The sequence below is a fragment of the Bacillus sp. FSL R10-2780 genome (genome assembly GCF_038006125.1).
Lineage (GTDB): Bacteria > Bacillota > Bacilli > Bacillales > Bacillaceae_G > Bacillus_A > Bacillus_A cereus_U.
Window position 1 is genome coordinate 3213362 of sequence record NZ_JBBOUQ010000001.1, and the last position, 21838, is coordinate 3235199.

Consider the following 21838-nt stretch of genomic DNA (forward strand, 5'->3'; position numbering starts at 1 on the left):
TAGGGTGGGAATAACATGAACAAACCTCGAATTGGAATGATTGGTCTTGGAAATATTGCACAAAAAGCCTATCTCCCAACACTTACAAAAGAAACAGATTGGAATTTTGTAGGGGCCTTTACACCTAACCCCGAGAAAAGAAAACAAATTTGCCAACAATATCGTATTCAAGACTTTCATTCTATGGACACACTAGCTTCTGAATGTGATGCAATCTTCGTTCATAGTTCAACTGCTACACATTATGAAATCGTTTCTGAACTTTTGAAAAAAGGAATCGATGTTTATGTTGATAAGCCGCTAGCTGCTACTACTGAGCAAGCAGAAAAACTAGTTGAAATGAGTGAAAAGTATAATCGAAAGTTAATGGTAGGATTTAATCGCCGTTTCGTTCCTATGTACGTTACTGCCAAAGAGCAAGCTAATGATACTTCATGGATTCGAATTGAAAAGCACCGCACAAATAAGGTGGGGCCATATACGTATGACTTTACTATGCTAGATGATTACTTACATATTGTAGATACTGCTCGCTGGTTAGCTAACGATGACCTTAACATCGTTCACAATATGATGCAAATCAATGAAAAGAACGAACTTCTTTACGGACATCATACATATACAACTGCAAATGGACTATTACTTTCTACGGCGATGCATCGCCATGCTGGTACAAATTTAGAACAAATTGAACTTGTAACGACAGGTAAAATCATTCGCGTAAAAAATATGAACACATTTGAAGTTGAGCAAGAAAATTCAGTTTCACAAAGCGGTTCACCATCATGGGAAACGACGTTAAAACAGCGTGGGTTTGAAGATGCGGTTCACCATTTTATCCAATGTGTACAAGGTGATACGAAACCGATTACAGATGGATTAGAAGGGTTAAAAACACAGCAATTGCTCCAATCTCTACTGCAAGCTGTAAGTAAAAATTAAAACGGATACATTTTTCAGAATTTACTTTCATTCCCATTTCCTCTTTATTTCTATCACAAATTTCTATAGAATATGTTGATAGGAATTATAAATTTCATAATGAATCGTGGAAAGGATGGGATTAACACATGTGGAACGAGTTTAAAAAATTCGCGTTCAAAGGGAATGTAATTGATTTAGCTGTCGGGGTTGTAATCGGTGCTGCATTCGGTAAAATCGTTAGTTCTTTAGTAAAAGACATCATTACACCATTACTTGGTATGGTACTGGGCGGCGTTAACTTTACAGATTTAAAAGTTACATTCGGTAAATCATCTATTATGTACGGTAACTTCATCCAAACTATTTTTGATTTCTTAATTATTGCAGCTGCTATCTTTATGTTTGTTAAAGTTTTCAACAAACTAACATCTAAAAGAGAAGAAGAAGAAGAAAAGACAGAAGAAATTCCAGAACCAACAAAAGAAGAAGAAATTCTTGGCGAAATTCGCGACTTACTAAAACATCAAAACTCTTCTAAAGATAGAGCATAATTGCACGGATAAAAGGCATGCCCCTCTTGGGGCATGCCTTTTTTTATATGCTATAACGTTTCTGAATTCATATGAATAAATGCAATAATACCTGCAACCATAAGTACCATAATGCTACCTGCAAATAGTGTAATACCGATAAACATTAAACTCGTACTTAAATCTATCGAAATATTTTCAGTAAAAATTGAAACTACATACGTGATAAGGGCGATTCCTGCAAGAATACTTCCTGGAACAAATCGCTTTAAGCCATTTTGTTTTAACGTCATATATGCAAAAATAGCAGTCATGCAAAGCGTAATTATCCAAAGAACGATCATCTCTTCTCCCCCCTCACAAGTCTTTTCTTTCTATTATACATGACATTGCCCTATAATAGTTAAATTTGCACTTGTGTGACATATAACAAGGAATAACCCCAACTGTAGCGAATGTCTTATGCAGAATCCCAAATACATTACCATTATCAAAGCAACGTATTTACAATACCGGCTTCACTTATCGCGAGTATTGTTTATAAAGTAAAACATTCAGCATAAGGAGATTGATCTCATATGTACGCTGTAAAATTATTATTTGAATCTGTTCATTCAGGTGAACCTAATCCTAGTAAAATTGATGAACATTATGAAGAGAATCACGATACACTTTTTGAAGAAAGTATCATTCTCGTTAAGGCGAACACTTTAGAGGAAGCTCACGAGCTAGGTGAAAAGATAGCTCTACAGTCTGAAGATACGTACGATAATATGTACGATGTGCAAGTAACATGGCAGTTTCGAAAAGTGTTACATGTATTTGAATTAAATGATACGTCATTTGAGACAGGAACAGAATTGTACGCAAGATTTTTACATGTTAAGAAAAATGAAACTGTCGATACAGTAGTTAAACAATACTATCCTGAATACTAATAAGAGCTCACAGCTATCGCTGTGAGCTCCCTTATTCTTACTTCGTTGAATCTCTAAATTGGATACGGTGAGGTAAGATAACTGAGTGATCTTCTACTTTTTCTTTGTTCATGTATTTCGTTAGTAGACGCATTGCTACTGCACCGATATCATACATTGGTTGTACAACTGTTGAAAGCTGTGGACGCACCATTAATGCAAGACGTGTGTTGTCAAAACCAAGCACTTCGATATCAGTTGGTACGTTTAATCCCGCGTCTTGTGCTGCGTGGATTACACCTAGTGCCATTTCATCAGAAGATACGAAGATTGCTGTTGGCTTTTCATCCATACTCCAAAGTCTTTCAAACGCTTCTATACCTGAATCATATGTGTAATCTCCATCAATTATAAGATTTTCATCATATGAAATACCTGCTTCTTCTAAAGCTTTTTTATAACCTTGTAACTTCTTCGCGCTTCCTGCTTTATCAATGAAAGGACCAGAGACGAAACCGATACGTTTATGTCCTTGCTCAACAAAGTGCTTCATTGCATCGTAAGCGGCTTGTGTATAATCAATATTTACTGATGACGTTTCATTTTGCTCATCAAATGACGCTGCTAATACGATTGGTACTGGAGATTTTTTGAACTCTTCAACGTGAATATCTGTAATATCTTCACCCATGAAAACAATCCCGTCCACTTGTTTCCCAAGCATCGTATTTAATAAGTGGAACTCTTTCTCTTTGTTTTGGTCAGAGTTACTTAAAATGATGTTATATTTGTACATTGTTGCGATATCTTCAATTCCACGAGCAAGTTCTGCATAAAACGTATTTGAGATATCAGGAATAATAACACCCACTGTAGTTGTCTTCTTACTTGCTAGTCCACGTGCTACCGCATTTGGGCGGTATCCTAAAAGATCAATTGCTTCTAATACTTTCTTTCTTGTTGTAGGCTTTACATTTGGGTTACCGTTCACAACACGTGATACGGTAGCCATTGAAACGTTTGCTTCGCGCGCTACATCATAGATTGTTATGTTCATCTCTTCGCACACTCCTTCTATTTATGTTATCTATTTTTATGTATCGGTTCACTTGAATGAAAAAAAGACATCAACTCTATTTGCAGATGCCAACAATCGTCCCGAGTTCTTCCTTTTACTAATGATACGATAAAAACGCAGGGTCATACAATATTTTCCCGCAAAAGTTTCGAAAAAATTCGCTTCTTTTCTCGTATTTTCGTATTTTTTATGCAAAAAAGGTCAATTTTTGTAAAAAATTATGTAACAAGGGCTACATAGACTAAGAAATCTTTTTATAATTTACTTCCGAATGCTTTTAATTCTTTCATAAACTCATTGAACTGCGGAAAATTTATAAAATAAAAAAGACAGCTTAAAAACTGTCTTTTTTATTTTATAGGAAAGAAACAAACGGTTTATCGCTGTTCTTCTCTTTTATAATAACAACCTCGATTTTATTCTCGGACTTTATCTGTAATTGAACTTTAGCATCTTTAGGAAATTGTTCTAACATACTTTGAGCAGCCATTTGAGAGAGTGCCATTAATTCTGACTTACCGTTATATTTAACGACAATATCCATCTTTAATTTATCCATCTTATTTTGCTTATAAGAAATCTTAGCATTAACAGGGATATAATCTCCTGGAGAGAATTTCTTTATTGCTTCCGAAAAATCATCTAACTTTTTCTTATCTTCTCCTTGTGCTCCCCCAAATTCTTGAGAAGGATACGAATACGATTTTTCATCAATAGTATCCCAATTTCCAAGGTTAGTCTCGTTCTTTTGAACAGTAGCGCTTGCAATATAAGTACCATTCTTTAAAGAACTTGTACTTTCTTGCTTGAATATAGCAAACGTAATTGGTGATTTGTTATATTTATCATTTTTATTAATAGCTTCTACAAGCCCCTTAGCAACTTCAGTACCTTTAGAAATAGCTTCCTCATTAGATACACTTGAAGACATAGATAAACCAATAACAACACCAGATAAGCTTAGTTCATTTGAATTCTGTTTGCCGAAGTAGTCCTGTTCTATAATATTAGTTAAAACTGGTACTTCTTGTTTCGTAACTAATTCATCAATTGTTTTCTCTGGAATATATTGATTTAATTGTAATACGTAATTTTCTGTATCGAATTGTTTTGAAGCAATATCCATTAAACCATTTTCATATTCTGCTAAATCTAGTTTAGAATTAGTCTTAACATTAACTGTATTAATTACCTTTTGTTCTTTTAAAGGAATAACAGTTCTATAGTAATCCTTAGAAACAGCAGTTCTTGGAATCATACTTTTTTCTTTCGTATCTTTCTGTACAACTTCATCTTTCTTCTCAATAGTATTATTGCTGCAAGCCCCCAGTAATAAACTTAAGCTTGCGATGCATAACGCCATTTTCTTCATTGCTTAAAACCCACTTTCAAAAGTCAATTTACTTAGTTTTAATGTATCTCTAGTGTACCATTAAATATATGGCAACAAAATAAAAAAGAAGCAAGCCCTTCGCTTGCCTCCCCCTATTTTACATTCTCTTCTAAAGCTTCTTTTTTAATATTCCAATGCGATGTATGCCATACTACCATTCCATCTTTTATGTATAGCACTTGCGGAGATTCATGCTTAATGCTGTACTGCTCTGCAACATGGTTCGAAACATCTCTCGCATCTTGTACGTATAAGTAATATGCTGGCACTTCTCTTTCTTCACCGCAATATGCTTGAAACTCTGTATATGCACCGTGACTAATTGGGCATGTCGTACTATGTTTAAAAAGAACGTAAGGCTCGTTCTTTTCTACTAACGCTTCAAGTTCTTCAATTGTTTCAATCTTCATCATACTCATCATTACTCACCTCTCATGCGAAGTCTAGAGCGCTTCTCTCTCTTTTCAGCCTTCTGCTCAGCTTTCTCAAGTTTACGCTCTTCTTTTTCAATCTTTTTCTCTTGTCTCGTAGCACGGTAATGATTGTATACTTCAATTGCTGCGCTGCTCCACTGCACAACTTGTGCTACTTTATCTGCATTATTTTCAATTTCATCTGTAACAGACTCTGAAACATTGCGAAGCTTCGTATTTAAAGAGTGAATCGTCGTTCCGATTCCATCTACACCTTCTACTACTTTATTTAGCGACTGTGACTTCTGTTGAATATCATCAGCTAACGCATTTGTCTTATGTAATAATTGCTCCGTCTCTACGCTTATTCCTTGCATTTGCTTTTCTAAACCTTCTAACGTACTTGCAACATTTTCTAACGTCTTCTGAACCGATAACAACGTTCTGCATACATACACTACTAATACAGCGAAAGCAACTGCAATAATAGCCGCACTTACGTATAAAAGAACTTGCATTTCATCACTTCCTTTATCTTTTTCATACTTTCTCTTATTATACAATCATTTTCCGTTTCGTTCTAATCCCTATCTTTTCATTAGAATTTTCATACTTATTCGTTAACTTTAACATAAATCATTCAACAAATTCCACTAAGTAGGTTACAATAGGTAAGGATACATAATTAGTAGGGAGGCTTTACATATGAAAGATCCACGTATTGAAAAGTTAGCATACAATTTAATTAACTACTCTATCCGATTACAAAAAGGTGAGAAAGTATTAATTGAAAACTTTGGCTTACAAAAAGAACTTGTAACAGCACTTGTAAAAGAAGCATATGCAGCTGGTGGTTTCCCATTCGTTTCTTTAAAAGATCATCAAGTAGATCGCTCTTTATTAATGGGTGCTACTGAAGAACATTTCGAACAAATCGCTGCATATGAAGCGAGCGTAATGAAAGATATGGATGCTTACATTGGCCTTCGCTCTGGCGATAACATTAACGAACAAGCCGACGTTCCAAGTGAACGCATGAAAGTTCACGGCCAAACAGTTGGTAAAAAGGTTCATAGAGACATCCGTGTTCCGAAAACACGCTGGGTTGTTCTTCGCTACCCAAATGCTTCTATGGCGCAGCTTGCTAAAATGAGCACAGAAGCTTTCGAAGACTTCTACTTCGAAGTATGTAACTTAGATTACGGTAAAATGGATAAGGCAATGGATAGCCTTGTTACATTAATGAATAAAACAGATAAGGTTCGCTTAACTGGCCCTGGAACTGACTTATCATTCTCTATTAAAGACATTCCAGCTATTAAATGCTCAGGTCATTTAAACATTCCAGATGGTGAAGTATACTCTGCACCAGTTCGCGATTCTGTTAACGGTACAGTTTCTTATAACACACCATCACCTTACAACGGCTATACATTTGAAAATGTACAACTTAAATTTGAGAATGGCCAAATCGTTGACGCAACTGCAAACGATTCAGAGCGCATTAACAAAATCTTCGATACAGACGAAGGCGCACGCTACGTTGGTGAGTTCGCAATCGGCGTAAACCCATACATCTTACATCCAATGGGAGACATTCTATTCGATGAAAAAATCGATGGCAGCTTCCACTTCACACCTGGACAAGCTTATGACGATGCATGGAATGGCAACAACTCTAACATCCACTGGGATTTAGTATGCATTCAGCGCCCTGAATACGGCGGCGGTGAGATTTACTTCGACGACGTATTAATCCGTAAAGACGGACGATTCGTTGTAACTGAACTAGAAGCTTTAAACCCAGAGAACTTAAAATAATATGAAAAGCGCTCGGATAGAATCCCGAGCGCTTTTTCATTAATACTCTAATAATTTTTCAGCTACATCTTCTGGTACTTTAAAACTATTTTTATTTTTTATTTTACTAATTTTCAATTCAACCTCAACATAAGGGACATCTTTATATACTGTCATAGTACCAATTTCATGTAACTCTTTTTTATCTTTACTCGAATCCAATAATTTCGGTGTATCCTCTTGATACATTTTAAACGTTTTCCCTTGCGGAGTATCTAAAGGAGCCGCTTCCATTTCCCACTCATCCATCTTGATTGATTCAAACAACTTTGTGATTTCTTTCTTATCGGTAATTGTTTTTTTATCGCTCGAATCAATAAGCGATTCTATTTCAATTTTTTGTGCCTTTTCTAAGCTAACATCAGACTTCTCTTTCTTCGCACTACATCCTATTAAAAGAATAGATGTGGTTAGCAAAAACAAAAACAACATACAGATTTTTTTCATGTCTAATCCCCCTGCACTATATAGAGCTATTTTTCTCACTTTTTGTTTGCTGAAAATGAAAATAAAATAAAAGCGTCACTGCGATAGTACCTATTAATATTGGGACATATAAAGGCAGCTCCCATTTCATATATACTCTAGTGCAAATAGCCAGCACCAACAAAATTTCCAAACAAAATAAAGTGAAACTTTAATTAGTGGGGGGTTTTGTTCATCCCCCACTGATTATTAGTTGAACCAATCGGGCGTTTACGGGCAGTTTATCTCCCACCTAACTTCTTTGCTCCAGCCGAATTTTGAGGTGGGAGTCTTACTGCCCGTTAATGCGGGATAAAAGTTTTACATATTTCATTTCTTACCTACCATTTCTATTTTCACATATGGATTTTCTTTCGCGATAAGCGCCAAAAATCCATCCGGATCTTGCGGCATCGCAATCATATGTACTTTATACGCATTCGTTGTAATCTCAAATGATTTTCCAACTTGACGAACAACTCTTATATCTTTTAATACAACGTCGTCATTTAAAATTCCGTATTTTAAAATACCATTTTCCACTTTATGTTTTTTAATGAACATTTCCCAAACGAGAGGGACATTTACAATAAAACATAATCCCATCCCAATTAGAGCTGAAGCCCAATCCCCTTTTCTTGTAAAAAATAAAACTATTGGATATACGACCATAAAAGCTAACGTTATACTAACGAAAATTATTCCTAACTTACTTCTTTGAATCGGAAAGTTCATACCCATACCCCCATAATCCAAATTATACCATAATTTCCATTTTAGTTTATAAAAAAAGATCATTTATGAATGATCTTTTCAAATAATATATCTATAAAATTTCTTATCTACCTCTAGCACCGGAAAACTTTTTGGCAACTCTTCTATACTCACACTTTGGAAACCATTCTTCTCATAAAAGCGATGCGCCGCTAAAAATTTTACTGTTGTTCCTAAATAAATATCTTTCAACTTTTTATCATCAGCCCACGAAATCGCTTTTTGAAGCAGCATATGTGATGCGCCCCATTCTTTTCCGCGGAACTCTTTCTTCACGAACATTTTTCTTAGCGCTACTTGATGCTTCCCAATATCTAATAAAGCTACCGTTCCAACTACTTTACCATCATAAGTTGCTATCCAAAAGTTTCCGTTTTCCCTTTGATAGAACGTTTCTATTTCAAGTAAGTCAGGCTGCTCTTCTTTTGTAATTGGGACATTGTATTCTTTTTGCTGAATATGAACAATGAGATCTACTACTTCATCTTGAAACTGACTTTCATATGGAATAATACAAATCTTCTCGTTCATCGAATATCCTTCCATTCTGAAGCTAGTAAACTATAAACAGCAATATCCTGAAAATGATCATACACCCATTCTTCATCTCGTAAAATTCCATCTAACTTAAACCCTAAACGTTCTGGGATTGCACGGCTTTTCGCATTTTCAACACCGCAACGAATTTCAATTTTATTCAACTTTAAATTTTCAAATGCATAATGAAGCACACTCTTCACACTTCGCGTCATAATACCTTTTCCGCCAGCATCTTCTGCAAGATAATATCCAAGACTCGTAGCTTTCTTACCCCAGCTCACCGGATGAATACCTACCATCCCAACGAGCTTTCCTTTGTAGCGGATACCACTTTCAAAACCGTCTCCCTCTGCAAATTTCCTTAACCACATCGGAAAAATCTCATTATACGCATCAGCAGATTTCGTCCCATCTACCCACGGAAGCCACTTTCTTAAATGGTTACGATTCTGATCTATTAATTCATATAGTTCCTCTTTATGATGTTTTTCTAATAGTTGTAATTCGATTTCGTCATCTACTCGGAGTGTGAACATGGTTTTTCAGCCCCCTTTTTTCTTATTATTCTAACATTTTAAAGTAAAAAATGTTAATTATTCACACTTTTTTTCGATCTTATCTTAATAAAACCAGAATAGTATAGTACTCCCGTAATACCTAGTATCATTCCTACACATTGTGCGGGTGTTATATTTACTTCTTCTGTAAAAGAAAGAAATATAACAACCACTATATATGATTGATATCTAGATATGAATCATATATAGTTAAAGTATGGAAAAAAATGATAATTTTATAATTCAATTACGTAAAGGTGTTTTTGATCTGGCTATTTTGTCTTTAATAAGCAAACAACCTATGTATGGATATGAAATCACAAGTGCACTACAAGAAATCCCTGTATTTCATATTCCAAACGGTTCGATTTATCCTATCTTAAATCGAATTACAAAAAACAATTGGGCTGTTTCCTATTGGGAAGAGTCCGGTGATGGACCAAAAAGAAAATATTATCGGATTACAGATGAAGGGAGAGAAATTTTGCATAATCGCTTAAATGATTATGACGCAGTTTATCACGCTCTAATGTTACTAGCTAAAGGAGAGGATAAAAAATGAACAAGGAACAATTCTTTTCAAATGAACTCATCGCTTCTTTCTTACAGGATCTTCACAAAGGTTTAATGAACTTGCCTACATCAACAAGAGAACAACATGTGCTAGAAATCAAATCCGATTTATACGAAAATGCATTAAGTAAAGAAAGTGATGGGATATCATCAGCAATGATCCCTCAACAAGTTATTGAAGAATTTCTGCCTCCAAAAGAATTAGCAAAGGAAATTGCAGCAGAATATACAGACGTTATTCAAGATGCACAGCAATCTACAAATACGTTTATTAAATATTATTCCGGTCTATCTATCGGTCCGCTTGGTGCTTTATCAGTGCCTATCGCACTTGGGTTTATAAATATTTCAGCTAATTTGCCATTCTTACTAGCCTTTATTGCAAGCAACATTTGGTTTATCTTTAGAGAAAATCATTGGAACACAGATCTATTAAAATACTTTAAAACAATGATTTTTGTTAGCTCAAGGTTGTTAATCGCTCTTCCATTTACTTTTTTCGCCATTCGAATTATGATAACAAAACAGTTCGATATGTTTTCATTCTATTATTTAATCGGATATGTATTTTTTAGTTCACTGTATATCGTTTTATTAAAACGACAATACAAAAAGAATAAGCAATATCAACATATCAACGCCTTTTAAAATATATCGAACACAACAAAAAGACGCACAGCCATAGCTATGCGTCTTTCTTCTTACTTCTCTGCAACTTGAACTTCTTTTACGTAAGCTGCTTCGAATTTTTGGATGTCACCTGCGCCCATGAAAATAAGAACGCCGTTTTTATGTTTCTTTAATACCTCTGTTGTTGTATCTGTAATTAGCTCTGCACCGTCAATACGCTTTTGCAGATCTTCAATTGTTAATTCACCTTTGTTTTCACGTGCTGATCCGAAAATATCACATAAGTATACTTGGTCAGCTTTACTTAGGCTTTCTGCGAACTCATCTAAAAATTTCTCTGTACGTGAGAATGTATGTGGCTGGAATACAGCGACAACTTCACGCTCTGGATGTTTTTGACGAGCTGCTTCAATCGTTGCATTAATTTCTGTCGGATGGTGTGCATAGTCATCAATGATAACTTGCTCTCCCATCGGTTTTTCATTAAAGCGACGTTTAACACCTTCAAATGTCGTTAGTTGATGTTTAACCGCTTCTACATCAACGTCTTCGTAATGGCAAAGCGCGATAACTGCTAATGCATTTAATACGCTGTGATCGCCGTATCCTGTAATTTTGAACGTGTCATAATACGTATTACGAACGAATACATCGAATATAGTACCATCAGTTCTCTTTTGAATGTTACGTGCTTGGAAATCATTATCTTCTCCAAATCCATAGAAAATAACAGGTACTTTCGCTTGAATTTTTTGAAGTTCTTCATCATCACCACATGCAATAATACCTTTTTTCACTTGCAATGCCATCTCTTGGAATGCATTAAATACATCATTGATGTCTGAAAAATAATCTGGATGATCGAAATCAATATTTGTCATAATTGCATAGTCTGGATAGTAAGACAAGAAATGACGACGATACTCACAAGCTTCAAATACAAAATACTTACTATTTTCTACCCCATGCCCAGTTCCATCTCCAATAAGGTAAGATGTTGGGTGTGCGCCTTGCATTACATGGGCTAACAAACCTGTAGTTGATGTTTTTCCATGTGCACCAGTTACTGCAACACTTGTGTACTGATTCATAAGGTCACCTAAGAAGTGATGATAACGATGTACTGGGATATTTAATTCTTTTGCTGCTACGATTTCTTCATGCGTATCAGGAAATGCGTTTCCCGCGATAATCACTTGTCCTTCTTTAATATTATTTTTATCAAAAGGAAGGATGGAAATACCACGCTTTTCCAATGCTATTTGTGTAAAGAAACGCTTTTCATAATCAGACCCTTGAACAGTATGCTTCATGTCATGAAGAATTTGTGCTAATGAACTCATTCCTGTTCCTTTAATTCCTACAAAATGGTAAACTGTCATCTTAAAGAACCTCCAACATTTCGAACTAATACAACGGCCTATCTATAAGACAGTATATGAATCTTTTCTTATTTTGGTAATCATCATACATTTCTGATGCAGTGAATTTCTTTTTATATTCACTTATCAGTGATAAACTCGTACGTACTTCTTTTATGTCCATAACACATTTATTATAGCAAAAAACAAGCTGCTATACTATGATAACAGAAAAACTGATAGGGTCAATCACCTATCAGTTTTTCTCGCTTTTACATATCTTCTTTTGTTTCTAATTGAACACGCTCTAGACGTGAATTTGGACGGTATTTACGACCAGCTTTTGCTTCTGGTTTTCCATTTAATTCTACGTTATCACCAGTAAAACCAATATTCATTTTTAATAAGCTACTTCCTACTCCGTATATATCGACAGGAACATTTTGAGCTTCAAATTCACGAATACGCTTCTCATCAAACCCACCAGTTACAACGATATCTACGTGTTGGAACCCTTCCTCATCAAGAGCCTTACGAAGTGCAAATACAAGTGATGGATTTACACCACGTGGATCGAATGTTCCAAGTACTTCTGGGTGACGAATGAAGTATTGATCAATCATTGTACGAGACGTATCGACACGTACACCTTTTAATGTTGATCCAAATTCACGCGCTACGCGAAGTGCATCTGTAATGACATCATTGTTATAATCAATTAGTACGACTAATTCATCTTCTGGGAATTTTTTATGATATGCCTTTGCTGCTTCAACAACATCGCCATTAAACATTTGAATTAAAGCGTGAGGCATCGTCCCCATACCACTTCTGCCCCACCATTCATTCATTGCATGCGTTGCTTGTGCGCTCATACCTCCGATGTATGCCGCATAGCCGTCACCAGCTTGTTGAGTATAATGATCGTCACGATCTCCCATGAAAATAACCGGTTTTTCTTTATCTACACTACGTGCAGCTTGGACAACGTTATATACGTTTGTCGCAACTGATGTACGACGAGCTAAAATCCCATCAATTACACCTTCTAAAAAGCCGAAGTATTCATAAGGACCATGAATTGTTAAAACTGTTTCAAACGGACTAATATTATCGCCATCCTTTAAAGAATGAATTTCTAATTTCTCAGGATTTTTGGCGAATGTTTGTAGCAATGCGATTACCTCATCTGCTCCGCAAAGAACTGAATGTTCTTTTTGGAAAAACTGCATTGTTACAACACTTTTCGGGCGAAATTCTTCAATGATTTCTCTAGTTTTTAAAAAGTAAACGGCAGAGAACCAGCCTTCTCCAACACGTTCATCAAATTTAAATGTTTTATTTGTTAGTCGATTTATTTCACCTTTTAATTTTAATTCAATTTCTTTCATGTCGCTTTACTCCCTACTTTACTATCCAACATTTTCTCTTAGTATACAGCAAAACCGTTTCCTATACATTCGTTTCCTGCATAGCGGCAAATTCATCCTCAGAAATAAGGACATCTCTCGGTTTCGTTCCTCTTGCTTCAGAAATAATCCCTTGCGATTCCATCTCTTCAATTAGACGTGCCGCGCGATTATAACCAATGCGGAATTTTCTCTGTACAGAAGATGTGGACGCTCCCCCTTGCTCTACAACAAATTGACATGCATCAAAAAACAGTTCATCTTCAGACTCACTCTGCTCTGATTTTGCTAATAAATCCTCTTGCTTAAATAAGTAATTTGGCTTCATTTGCTTTTTCACATGATCAACGGTTCTTTCAATCTCATCATCTGATACGTATACGCCTTGTACACGAACTGGTTTAGATGTGCCGTTTCCTAAAAATAGCATATCACCACGGCCAAGTAATTTCTCCGCGCCCCCAATATCAATAATCGTACGCGAATCAACTTGAGATGATACCGTAAACGAAATACGCGTTGGAATGTTTGATTTAATTAAACCTGTAATAACATCTACAGATGGACGCTGCGTCGCAACTAATAAGTGAATACCACAAGCACGAGCTTTTTGTGCAATACGACAAATCGCTTCCTCAACATCACCAGGAGCAACCATCATTAAGTCCGCTAACTCGTCAATGACAATTACAATATAAGGTAATGTCTCACCTGGGATTTCTCTACCACTTACAATCGTATTGTAACGAGTCAAATCACGAGCACCAGCATGAGCAAACAATTCATAACGACGTTCCATCTCTTCAACCGCCCACTTTAACGCGGCTGTAGCTGCTTTTACGTCAGTAATAACAGGTGCTACAAGATGCGGAACAGAATTGTATGGTGCAAGCTCAACCATCTTCGGATCAATTAGTATCAACTTCACTTCATGCGGCTTCGCTTTATATAAAATGCTCGTTAAAATCGCGTTAATGCACACACTTTTCCCTGAACCAGTTGCACCCGCAATAAGTCCATGTGGCATTTTTCGAATATCCGTTACAATTGGATCACCTGAAATATCAAGCCCCAGCGCAACTGTAAGCGGTGATTCACTCTTTGTAAATACAGGACTTCTTAAAATTTCACGAAGGAATACTGGCTTACTTTCCTTATTCGGAACTTCAATTCCAATTGCACTCTTCCCTGGAATTGGTGCTTCAATTCGAATATCTTTCGCAGCTAAACTTAACTTAATATCATCACTTAAATTTGTAATTTTATTTACTTTCACACCTGGGTCTGGTTGTACTTCAAAACGAGTTACCGCCGGCCCTTGTGACACATTAATAACATGTGCTCCAACATGGAAATTATTAAATGTCGTATTTAATAATTCTTCCTGTTCTTCTAGCCACTCCGTATTATCTAATGCTGCCTGCTGTGGAATCGACAACAACGTTAATGGCGGAAATTCATACTTCGGCGGCGTTTGTAGTACGTTGCGCATATCGTTCTCTTTTTGATTTACAACATATGCTTTCTCTTGTACTTGTTCAGCCACCACTACTTGTTGCATCGGTTTTTCTTCTACTTGTGGTTCCACTACCACTTGCTGCATTGGTTTTTCTTCTACTTGGGTTTCTACTACCACTTGCTGCATTGGCTTTTCTTCCACTTGAGCTTCTACTACCACTTGCTGCATTGGCTTTTCTTCCACTTGAGCTTCTACTACCACTTGCTGCATTGGTTTTTCTTCCGCTTGGGTTTCTACTACCACTTGCTGCATTGGTTTTTCTTCCACTTGAGCTTCTACTACCACTTGCTGCATCGGTTTTTCTTCCGCTTGGGTTTCTACTACCACTTGCTGCATCGGTTTTTTTTCTACTTGGGTTTCTACCACTACTTGCTGCATTGGTTTTTCCGTTACTCGTTCACCCACAGTAGATTGCGTTACGTTCGTTCGTACCGCATGTCTTTCCATTAACTTCTTTCTGTCTTGTTTTAACATGACAACGTTAAATGGAACATGACGCTTTTTCTCACGTTTCGGCTCTTCTTTTTGTGCAGCAGGCTGTTCTTCAACAACTTGTTTCTTTTCTTCAGCTTCTTCAATTAAAACATTCGCAAAGCTTTGAACATCTTTCTTCGTTTGCTCATCTGCTTCTGAAACTGGTACGAATACTTCACTTTCTTCCATGAACTCAATTGTTTCTTGCTGAGAAATCACTGGTTGCTCTTCAACTGCTATATTTTCTAACGACCCTGTATTCATCGTTTCTTCAATTACTTCTTCTTGCGGTGTTTCCTCTAATGCGAATTCCGTAACTGATTCTATTTCCTTAGATTCCTCTAATTCCACAGCTTCTTCTGCTTCCTCAGATTCTTCTAATTCCACAACCTCTTCTGCTTCCTCAGATTCTTCTAACTCCGCAACTTCTTCTGCTTCCTCAGATTCTTCTAACTCCGCAGCTTCTTCTACTTCCTCAGATCCCTCTAATTCCACAACTTCTTCTGCTTCCTTAGATGCTTCTAATTCCACAGCTTCTGCTTCCTCAGATTCCTCTAATTCCACAGTTTCTTCTGCTTCCTCAGATTCTTCTAATTCCACAACTTCTGCTTCCTTAGATTCTTCTAACTCCACAACTTCTTCTGCTTCCTCAGATTCTTCTAACTCCGCAACTTCTTCTGCTTCCTTAGGTTCTTCTAACTCCACAACTTCTTCCGCTTCTTTAGATTCCTCTAATTCCACAACTTCTTCTGCTTCCTCAGATTCTTCTAACCCCACAACTTCTTCCGCTTCTTTAGATTCCTCTAATTCCACAATTTCTTCTGCTTCTTCAGATTCTTCTAACTCCGCAGCTTCTTCTGCTTCCTTAGATTCTTCTAATTCCACAACTTCTTCTGCTTCCTTAGATTCTTCTAACTCCGCAGCTTCTTCTGCTTCCTTAGATTCTTCTAACTCCACTTCTTCTGCTTCCTTAGATTCTTCTTCAAAAGCATCTGGTATTTCTATAGTAATTGTTTCTTCAAGCTTTTCATCTGCTTTTACAATCACTACATCTTCTAAGGTTTCTTCTTCGACTTGATTTGCTGCAACTTCAGCAACAGTTTCTTCTATTTCTGTATTACATTCATTTTCTTCTGTTAATATCGAATACACATGCTCTACTTTAGAATCTATTGACTCTTCTTGTAAAGTTTCTTCGTTATCTTCTGTAGATGATAACACCACTACATCTTGCTCCTGCTTCAAGGCTTGTACAATTGTAGCCTCTTCTTCCACATGCTGTCCTACTGTTTTATGAAGCAAATCATCACTTAGGCTTTCTTCTAATGAAGGGGCTTGACGTTCAACTTCGTAACCGTTTTTCTCTAACCATGCATCCACAACCGATTTTTCTTCTACTTTATTACTTCGTTCGTTCTTAACAGATGAACTCCCTTGTAGAACTTCCGAAAAGTCAGATAATGTATATCCTTTTTTCTCTAACCATGCGTCAACAACAGCTTTTCCTTCAACAGATATTTCAAGATCTTCTCTTTCCTTTTCTTCCTCCTGCACAACCTTCGTTTCTACTGAAGGACGGTTATATCCATAAATTGGAGAAATCATTTCTGTTGGACGAAATGGTCTACGGTTACTTTCTTGCGACGGTACGAATGCTTTTTTTACGACAGGCTCTGGTTCCGGTTCATATTGCAATTCCGGTTCCTCATATGTAGGTGCTTCTGTTTCCACATACGGTCGTCTGCTTCTTTCCACTTTTGTTCCTCTTTGAGTAGGCTGTTCTTCATATGTTCCTCTTTGAATAGGTTGTTCTTCAAAGTTAGGCAGTTCTCTTACATCCTCCTCATCGAAGCCATTATCTGGTATTAGTGGAAAACGACATTTCCCTGCATTCCGACTTGCCATTTGTGCTTCTCTTGCTTCAGTGTAGTGGTTTACACGAGGAATTTTCGGCTGACTTACAATTTGCTTTGGTACTTCTTTATTCATCGCTGTTTTTTCTTCCTCTTTGTTAAACAGCTTTTTCATCCAATCTAACATGCTTACCACTCTTTCTACTAAATAGTAACAACCTTTATTGTATCAGCATTCGGCAAAAAGTGCAGGTAAAATTAAGCATATTAACTTTATCCATAATATTCTAATTTACGAGTGTTTTGTATATAGAAAAAAGCAGCCTTCCATATAAGACTGCAATTTAAGCTTTATTTTTCCGATATTCATCTACACTATCCGTCACGCTTTGTAATAAAGAATTTACATACTGTGGGTCTGATAATTTTTTGTCTTCTTCTGGGTTTGACATAAATCCGAGTTCTAATAGTACTCCAGGTACTTTCGACCAATTAAATCCAGAAAGGTCATCTCGAAATTTAATTCCATTTACTTTCACCTGATGATTTCCCCTCATTTTGTTTACAATTGTTTGAGAGACTTGAAGACTTTCAGCATAGATTTCTTTCGTATATTGATTTCCTTCTGCTGGCGTCAATACAGCGAACCCACTTTGGTTTGGATTTTCAGAACCATCCGCGTGAAGACGTAAAAATAAATTCGCCTTATGATCATTCGCGAATGCCGCTCGTTCCTTATTACTTATATCAACCTCATGTGACGTTCTTGTCATCAATACTTGTATACCTTTTGCTTCCAGTTTTTCTTTCAATATAAAAGCCATCTCTAATACAAGAACTGATTCCCTCTTTTTCGTTACAACTCCCGTTGTTCCGTCTGTTACTTTATATTTTTGCGTAGTTGCTCCTGGACCAATTGGCTCTAAATTTAAATTCGCTTTTTGTTGATGCCCCGGATCAATAACGACGAGAAACTTCTCTTGTTTCTCATTACTCTCTACTTTTTGTTCATTATTTTGTACGGGCTGTTCAGTCGTCTGTGCCGGCGGGATTTCCTCTGTCTTTTCTTTGGCCGACACTTCCTCCTGCTTAAGTTCAACTTGTTCATTCGTTTGAGTTGCTTGCGGTTCTTCTTTCTTTTCTTGTTCTTCTTGCTGCTTTTCTACCGGTGCGTCTTCTTTTTTATCGTTGTTTTTTTCTTGTACAGAAGATGTTGTTTCTTTTTTCGGTTGTTCTTGTGAACAACCTCCCATATATATTCCAATGACTGCAATAGCGCACATTATTTTTATATACTTCATTTTTCTCTCCTATCACTTTGCACCGGGCTCAAAGCATTTTCTTATAGTATTTTTATAATATCATCCATATTTCCAATATAAATCGGTTGCCACGTTTCCGTACCGCGCTCAGCTGTATAAACAGGGTAAGTATCTTCAGCTACATTAACGAAAACAGGATCTCCCATATCCGTTTCATATCCGATAACAATCCATCCTTCTTGCCATTTTCCACTTTCTTTACTTATTAATGAATTTTTATGTTTATCATATCGGTAACCGATTTGTCCTTTTTCTAATTCATCTTCGCTAAATAAATATATTTCATAGGAACCTAACTCGATATCTTGCTGTTTTGAAGTTTCAATTCGTTTCAGAAGTTCTGCAATTTTTGGTTGTTGTTTCATACGTCTATCCCCTTCTTTTTTCTAAATTTTACCTAATCCATTTTTAAAATACAATATAGATTTTGAGAGGAAACGTTACAATGCTAGGAATTCCGCACAAAAAAAGTAGCCTCACGTATGCGAGGCTACTTTTCTAATATCAATTAAAATTTAAATTCTTGTCCAACTTCAAAGCTGTCTTCTAATACAAGAATACCTTTTTCTTCTGGAGCATCTGGAAGCTCTAATTCACGTGCAGAGCAAATCATTCCAGAAGAAGGAACACCGCGAAGTTCAGCTGGTTTAATTAACATACCGCTTGGCATTACAGCACCGATTTTCGCAACGACAACTTTTTGTCCTGCATCAACGTTTGGTGCACCACATACGATTTGTAATGTTTCTGTACCGATTTCTACTGTACAGATGTTTAATTTATCAGCATTTGGATGCTTCTCTTTTTCAGCTACATAGCCTACAACAAATTTCGGCGTGAAATCAGCTTCCACTTTTTCTTCAAAGCCGTTCTTTGCTAAAATGTCGTTAATTTTTTCAACAAACTCTTTCGTTAATGTAACGTTTCCGTTGTCTGTTACTTCTACATAAGAAGACGCATTAAAGATGTTGAATCCTCCTGTTACGTTGCTTTCACGATCATAAACGCGAGCAACATCTCCTTTGCGGTCAAATGTACGGTTTTCTAAAGTAATATCTTGTAAGGTAACAATTAAAGTGTCACCAATTCCTTCAAGGTTGTAAAAAACGTTCACTTCGTTCATCCTTTCTCTTTTCCATCTGTCTTCTTCCGATTCTTCGCTAAAATAAAGATTGGTTCAAAGTCCCCATCTTCATATACGAATGAAAGTGATGTAATCGGAACATGCCCTTCGGCAAAAAATTTCATTGTCATTTGTGCAATAATATCATAACCGATTTCGTTGACGATATCAGCAATAATTAATACATCTTGGTGAGGAACTGCAACAACCATATCACCAGAGATTTTTTCACGCATCGAGTGTAGTAACGATTCGTTTAAAATACGACTCGCATCGTATCCATCATTTGTGTTTAAAAAGTAGAATGTATTGCCTGCTACTGTGTCCTGCTTAAATTCATAGCCTAATGAGCGAGCATTAAATAATGCCATTTCACGTACTTGTTCCTCTGTAAGCTCTAATTTTTGCAATAAGCGCTCATCAATTAATCGATACGTTTTATTAGAATCTAGCGCATAGTAAATACGTGTTTCCGCCGTATGGTCCGTCATAAGAAACGGATTTCCTTCTTCTGATTGTTTCGGGAAAGAAGTAGAGCGAATAACAGGTAAAATTTTCGCCGTGCTATTTTCTTCTTTATGCATTGCAATTAGCGCTTCTTGTACGTAATAAGCGACCTCTTCAATCGCTTTTTCTTTGTTCACTTCCCATTTTGCCACTACTCCTGGAAGTGATACGTTAATACCTTTTTTCGAGTCTATTTGTTCAATACGAAGAACTTCTTTCTCACTATCATAATGAAAGTCCCATTCTGGTCGAGATAATTTCTTCATTAACTCGTCTTTCATCTTTTTACTTGTCATTTTCATCTCTTTTTCCTCCCTTCCAAAAAAATAACCTCCCCCGCGAAGGTAGAGGTTGTTTTTACAATTCAATTGGCTAATTGTCTTATTTTAAACCTTCAATAAACTCTTCGATTTGCTCTTGTGTTTTACGATCTTTATTTACATAGCGTCCAGTTTCTTCACCTTTATTGTACGCTACAAAGCTTGGAATGCCAAATACGTCTACTTTCACGCATAGATCAATAAACTCATCACGATCTACATAGTAAAATGAGAAATCACTATACTTCTCTTCTACTTCTGGCATAAATGGATCAACGAAACGGCAATCTGGGCACCATTCTGCTGAGAACATGAAGACTACATTCTCTTCATTTTTTAATTCTTGGAATTGTTCCATGCTTTCTAATGATTTCATCTATATTTCCTCCTCTAACGAGTGCACTTTTTTCACACTATAATCTTTTCTTTATACTACCATACATCGCGCATGGTGCAAGGTTTATGCTTGCTTTTCATCATACTTATATTGCCCAACAAGTAACTTAACAACGTGTACAAATAACTCCGTTCGGTCGACATAATCATCTGTAAAAATACCGATAGCACCTTCGTGACTACGAATATCTTTTCGCTCTACAAACTCTTCCATCACTTCACTTAGCTCTTTTCCTTCTTCAAGCGGTGCTAAAAAATCGTCTGGTAACTTAATACGTGCCCCGCCTGCTACAAATGTTTTACCGTCAATCGTCGCTAAAGCACCCCAGTTACACATAAATAACCCATGCTTCGTTTTCATAACGCCGCCTTCTAGCCCAATGCCGATATGAGCTTCACCTTCCTGTAACGCTCTCTTCGCCCTATTTACTGCTCCTTGCATCGTCTCTTCATCTGAGAAAGGCTGGTTTGCCACTCCTGACGGAACAGAAAGAGATGTAATTTCAGCATCTTTCCAAACCTTCTCCACAGCCCCAACTTTCGTTTTATTCTTCGATCCAACTACTACCTTCATTTCACTCACCTCTATATAAATTCATTATTCTATCCTAATACTAGCCTCGAACACCAAATCGGTCTTCATGACTGAGGCTTATACGTAGTGCAACTGACCGCACACACGCATCGCTGGGTCATCTCTCCCATCAAAAAAAGAAAGTAGCTTTCCACAATATTTTCAGCTCCGAACACAAAAACAGTCTCCCGCTTTCTTCCTATCCGGGGTTTAAATGCATCGCTCGACCACCAATTAAGCACTAACCGCTACCACACATCGCTGGGCCATCTCTCCTACCTAAAAAAAGAAAAGGTTTTCCCAAAACAGCCTTCCTCTCTTTTCCT

Annotated in this window: 24 protein-coding genes and 1 pseudogene; 7 read left to right on the forward strand and 18 right to left on the reverse strand. The window is 36.7% G+C overall.

Annotation, left to right across the window (positions count from 1 at the left end):
• The first annotated feature begins 15 nt into the window (after positions 1–15).
• Entirely contained in the window at positions 16–942 is a 927-nt protein-coding gene (locus NSQ47_RS16765) for a Gfo/Idh/MocA family protein (RefSeq protein ID WP_341037431.1), read from the forward strand.
• A 128-nt stretch (positions 943–1070) separates the two neighbouring features.
• Entirely contained in the window at positions 1071–1475 is a 405-nt protein-coding gene (gene mscL, locus NSQ47_RS16770) for a large-conductance mechanosensitive channel protein MscL (protein WP_341037433.1), read from the forward strand.
• A 50-nt stretch (positions 1476–1525) separates the two neighbouring features.
• Here the strand turns inward: mscL and NSQ47_RS16775 are convergent, their stop codons facing one another.
• Complete coding sequence (locus NSQ47_RS16775; protein ID WP_341037434.1) at positions 1526–1798, reverse strand: DUF3917 domain-containing protein; 273 nt, start codon at positions 1796–1798, stop codon at positions 1526–1528.
• A 111-nt stretch (positions 1799–1909) separates the two neighbouring features.
• Here NSQ47_RS16775 and NSQ47_RS16780 point away from each other — a divergent pair.
• Positions 1910–2017, forward strand: a pseudogene (locus tag NSQ47_RS16780) (DUF3949 domain-containing protein); the annotation flags it as partial.
• 15 nt (positions 2018–2032) lie between these two features.
• A complete protein-coding gene (locus NSQ47_RS16785; RefSeq protein WP_098988711.1) occupies positions 2033–2392 on the forward strand; it encodes a DUF4288 domain-containing protein in 360 nt (119 codons plus the stop codon).
• Between the two features lie 37 nt (positions 2393–2429).
• On the opposite strand, the gene ccpA is transcribed toward NSQ47_RS16785, so the two are convergent.
• The 4 genes from ccpA to NSQ47_RS16805 all read right to left on the reverse strand — a co-directional run bounded on the left by ccpA (position 2430) and on the right by NSQ47_RS16805 (position 5773).
• Positions 2430–3428 (reverse strand): catabolite control protein A, encoded by a 999-nt coding sequence (gene ccpA, locus NSQ47_RS16790; protein WP_002160207.1) that lies wholly within the window; start codon positions 3426–3428, stop codon positions 2430–2432.
• A gap of 376 nt (positions 3429–3804) precedes the next feature.
• Entirely contained in the window at positions 3805–4821 is a 1017-nt protein-coding gene (locus tag NSQ47_RS16795; RefSeq protein WP_088079495.1) for a CamS family sex pheromone protein, read from the reverse strand.
• Between the two features lie 113 nt (positions 4822–4934).
• Positions 4935–5261, reverse strand: coding sequence for a bacillithiol system redox-active protein YtxJ (gene ytxJ, locus NSQ47_RS16800; RefSeq protein ID WP_002145356.1), 327 nt, complete (start codon positions 5259–5261; stop codon positions 4935–4937).
• Between the two features lie 2 nt (positions 5262–5263).
• A complete protein-coding gene (locus tag NSQ47_RS16805; RefSeq protein ID WP_001197724.1) occupies positions 5264–5773 on the reverse strand; it encodes a DUF948 domain-containing protein in 510 nt (169 codons plus the stop codon).
• 187 nt (positions 5774–5960) lie between these two features.
• Here NSQ47_RS16805 and NSQ47_RS16810 point away from each other — a divergent pair, with 187 nt between their 5' ends.
• A complete protein-coding gene (locus tag NSQ47_RS16810) occupies positions 5961–7076 on the forward strand; it encodes an aminopeptidase (RefSeq protein WP_341037435.1) in 1116 nt (371 codons plus the stop codon).
• 39 nt (positions 7077–7115) lie between these two features.
• On the opposite strand, the gene NSQ47_RS16815 is transcribed toward NSQ47_RS16810, so the two are convergent.
• The 4 genes from NSQ47_RS16815 to NSQ47_RS16830 form a co-directional block, all read right to left on the reverse strand.
• A complete protein-coding gene (locus tag NSQ47_RS16815; RefSeq protein ID WP_341037436.1) occupies positions 7116–7562 on the reverse strand; it encodes a hypothetical protein in 447 nt (148 codons plus the stop codon).
• Positions 7563–7910: 348 nt separating this feature from the next.
• Positions 7911–8315, reverse strand: coding sequence for a PH domain-containing protein (locus NSQ47_RS16820; protein ID WP_341037437.1), 405 nt, complete (start codon positions 8313–8315; stop codon positions 7911–7913).
• Positions 8316–8393: 78 nt separating this feature from the next.
• Complete coding sequence (locus NSQ47_RS16825) at positions 8394–8885, reverse strand: GNAT family N-acetyltransferase (protein WP_341037438.1); 492 nt, start codon at positions 8883–8885, stop codon at positions 8394–8396.
• Positions 8882–9430: a GNAT family N-acetyltransferase gene (locus NSQ47_RS16830; RefSeq protein WP_341037439.1), complete on the reverse strand. Its 549-nt coding sequence runs from the start codon at positions 9428–9430 to the stop codon at positions 8882–8884. Before NSQ47_RS16830 ends, NSQ47_RS16825 begins: the two co-directional genes overlap by 4 nt.
• Before the next feature lie 238 nt (positions 9431–9668).
• Here NSQ47_RS16830 and NSQ47_RS16835 point away from each other — a divergent pair, with 238 nt between their 5' ends.
• Positions 9669–10013, forward strand: a complete 345-nt coding sequence (locus NSQ47_RS16835) for a PadR family transcriptional regulator (RefSeq protein WP_078175094.1) — start codon at positions 9669–9671, stop codon at positions 10011–10013.
• On the forward strand, positions 10010–10672 hold the full coding sequence (locus NSQ47_RS16840; RefSeq protein WP_341037440.1) for an HAAS signaling domain-containing protein: 663 nt from the start codon (positions 10010–10012) through the stop codon (positions 10670–10672). The genes NSQ47_RS16835 and NSQ47_RS16840 overlap by 4 nt, the downstream gene beginning before the upstream one ends.
• Positions 10673–10725: 53 nt before the next feature.
• On the opposite strand, the gene murC is transcribed toward NSQ47_RS16840, so the two are convergent.
• From murC to NSQ47_RS16885, 9 genes are all read right to left on the reverse strand, one after another.
• Positions 10726–12036: a UDP-N-acetylmuramate--L-alanine ligase gene (gene murC / locus NSQ47_RS16845; RefSeq protein WP_002112319.1), complete on the reverse strand. Its 1311-nt coding sequence runs from the start codon at positions 12034–12036 to the stop codon at positions 10726–10728.
• Between the two features lie 251 nt (positions 12037–12287).
• On the reverse strand, positions 12288–13406 hold the full coding sequence (locus NSQ47_RS16850; protein ID WP_131232656.1) for a nicotinate phosphoribosyltransferase: 1119 nt from the start codon (positions 13404–13406) through the stop codon (positions 12288–12290).
• A gap of 61 nt (positions 13407–13467) precedes the next feature.
• Positions 13468–17457, reverse strand: coding sequence for a DNA translocase FtsK (locus tag NSQ47_RS16855; RefSeq protein ID WP_341037441.1), 3990 nt, complete (start codon positions 17455–17457; stop codon positions 13468–13470).
• 157 nt (positions 17458–17614) lie between these two features.
• Positions 17615–18571, reverse strand: coding sequence for an N-acetylmuramoyl-L-alanine amidase (locus NSQ47_RS16860; RefSeq protein WP_341037444.1), 957 nt, complete (start codon positions 18569–18571; stop codon positions 17615–17617).
• Positions 18572–18612: 41 nt separating this feature from the next.
• The gene (locus tag NSQ47_RS16865; RefSeq protein WP_070140008.1) at positions 18613–18957 is read right to left on the reverse strand and encodes a thiamine transporter; all 345 of its coding nucleotides are present in this window, start codon (positions 18955–18957) and stop codon (positions 18613–18615) included.
• 143 nt (positions 18958–19100) lie between these two features.
• Entirely contained in the window at positions 19101–19715 is a 615-nt protein-coding gene (gene ytpR, locus NSQ47_RS16870; protein WP_002112328.1) for a YtpR family tRNA-binding protein, read from the reverse strand.
• A complete protein-coding gene (locus NSQ47_RS16875; RefSeq protein ID WP_002112329.1) occupies positions 19712–20524 on the reverse strand; it encodes a DUF1444 domain-containing protein in 813 nt (270 codons plus the stop codon). The genes ytpR and NSQ47_RS16875 overlap by 4 nt, the downstream gene beginning before the upstream one ends.
• A gap of 79 nt (positions 20525–20603) precedes the next feature.
• Positions 20604–20918 (reverse strand): thioredoxin family protein, encoded by a 315-nt coding sequence (locus tag NSQ47_RS16880; protein ID WP_002015619.1) that lies wholly within the window; start codon positions 20916–20918, stop codon positions 20604–20606.
• Between the two features lie 84 nt (positions 20919–21002).
• Positions 21003–21512, reverse strand: a complete 510-nt coding sequence (locus NSQ47_RS16885; RefSeq protein WP_341037446.1) for a DUF84 family protein — start codon at positions 21510–21512, stop codon at positions 21003–21005.
• Positions 21513–21838 lie beyond the last annotated feature (326 nt).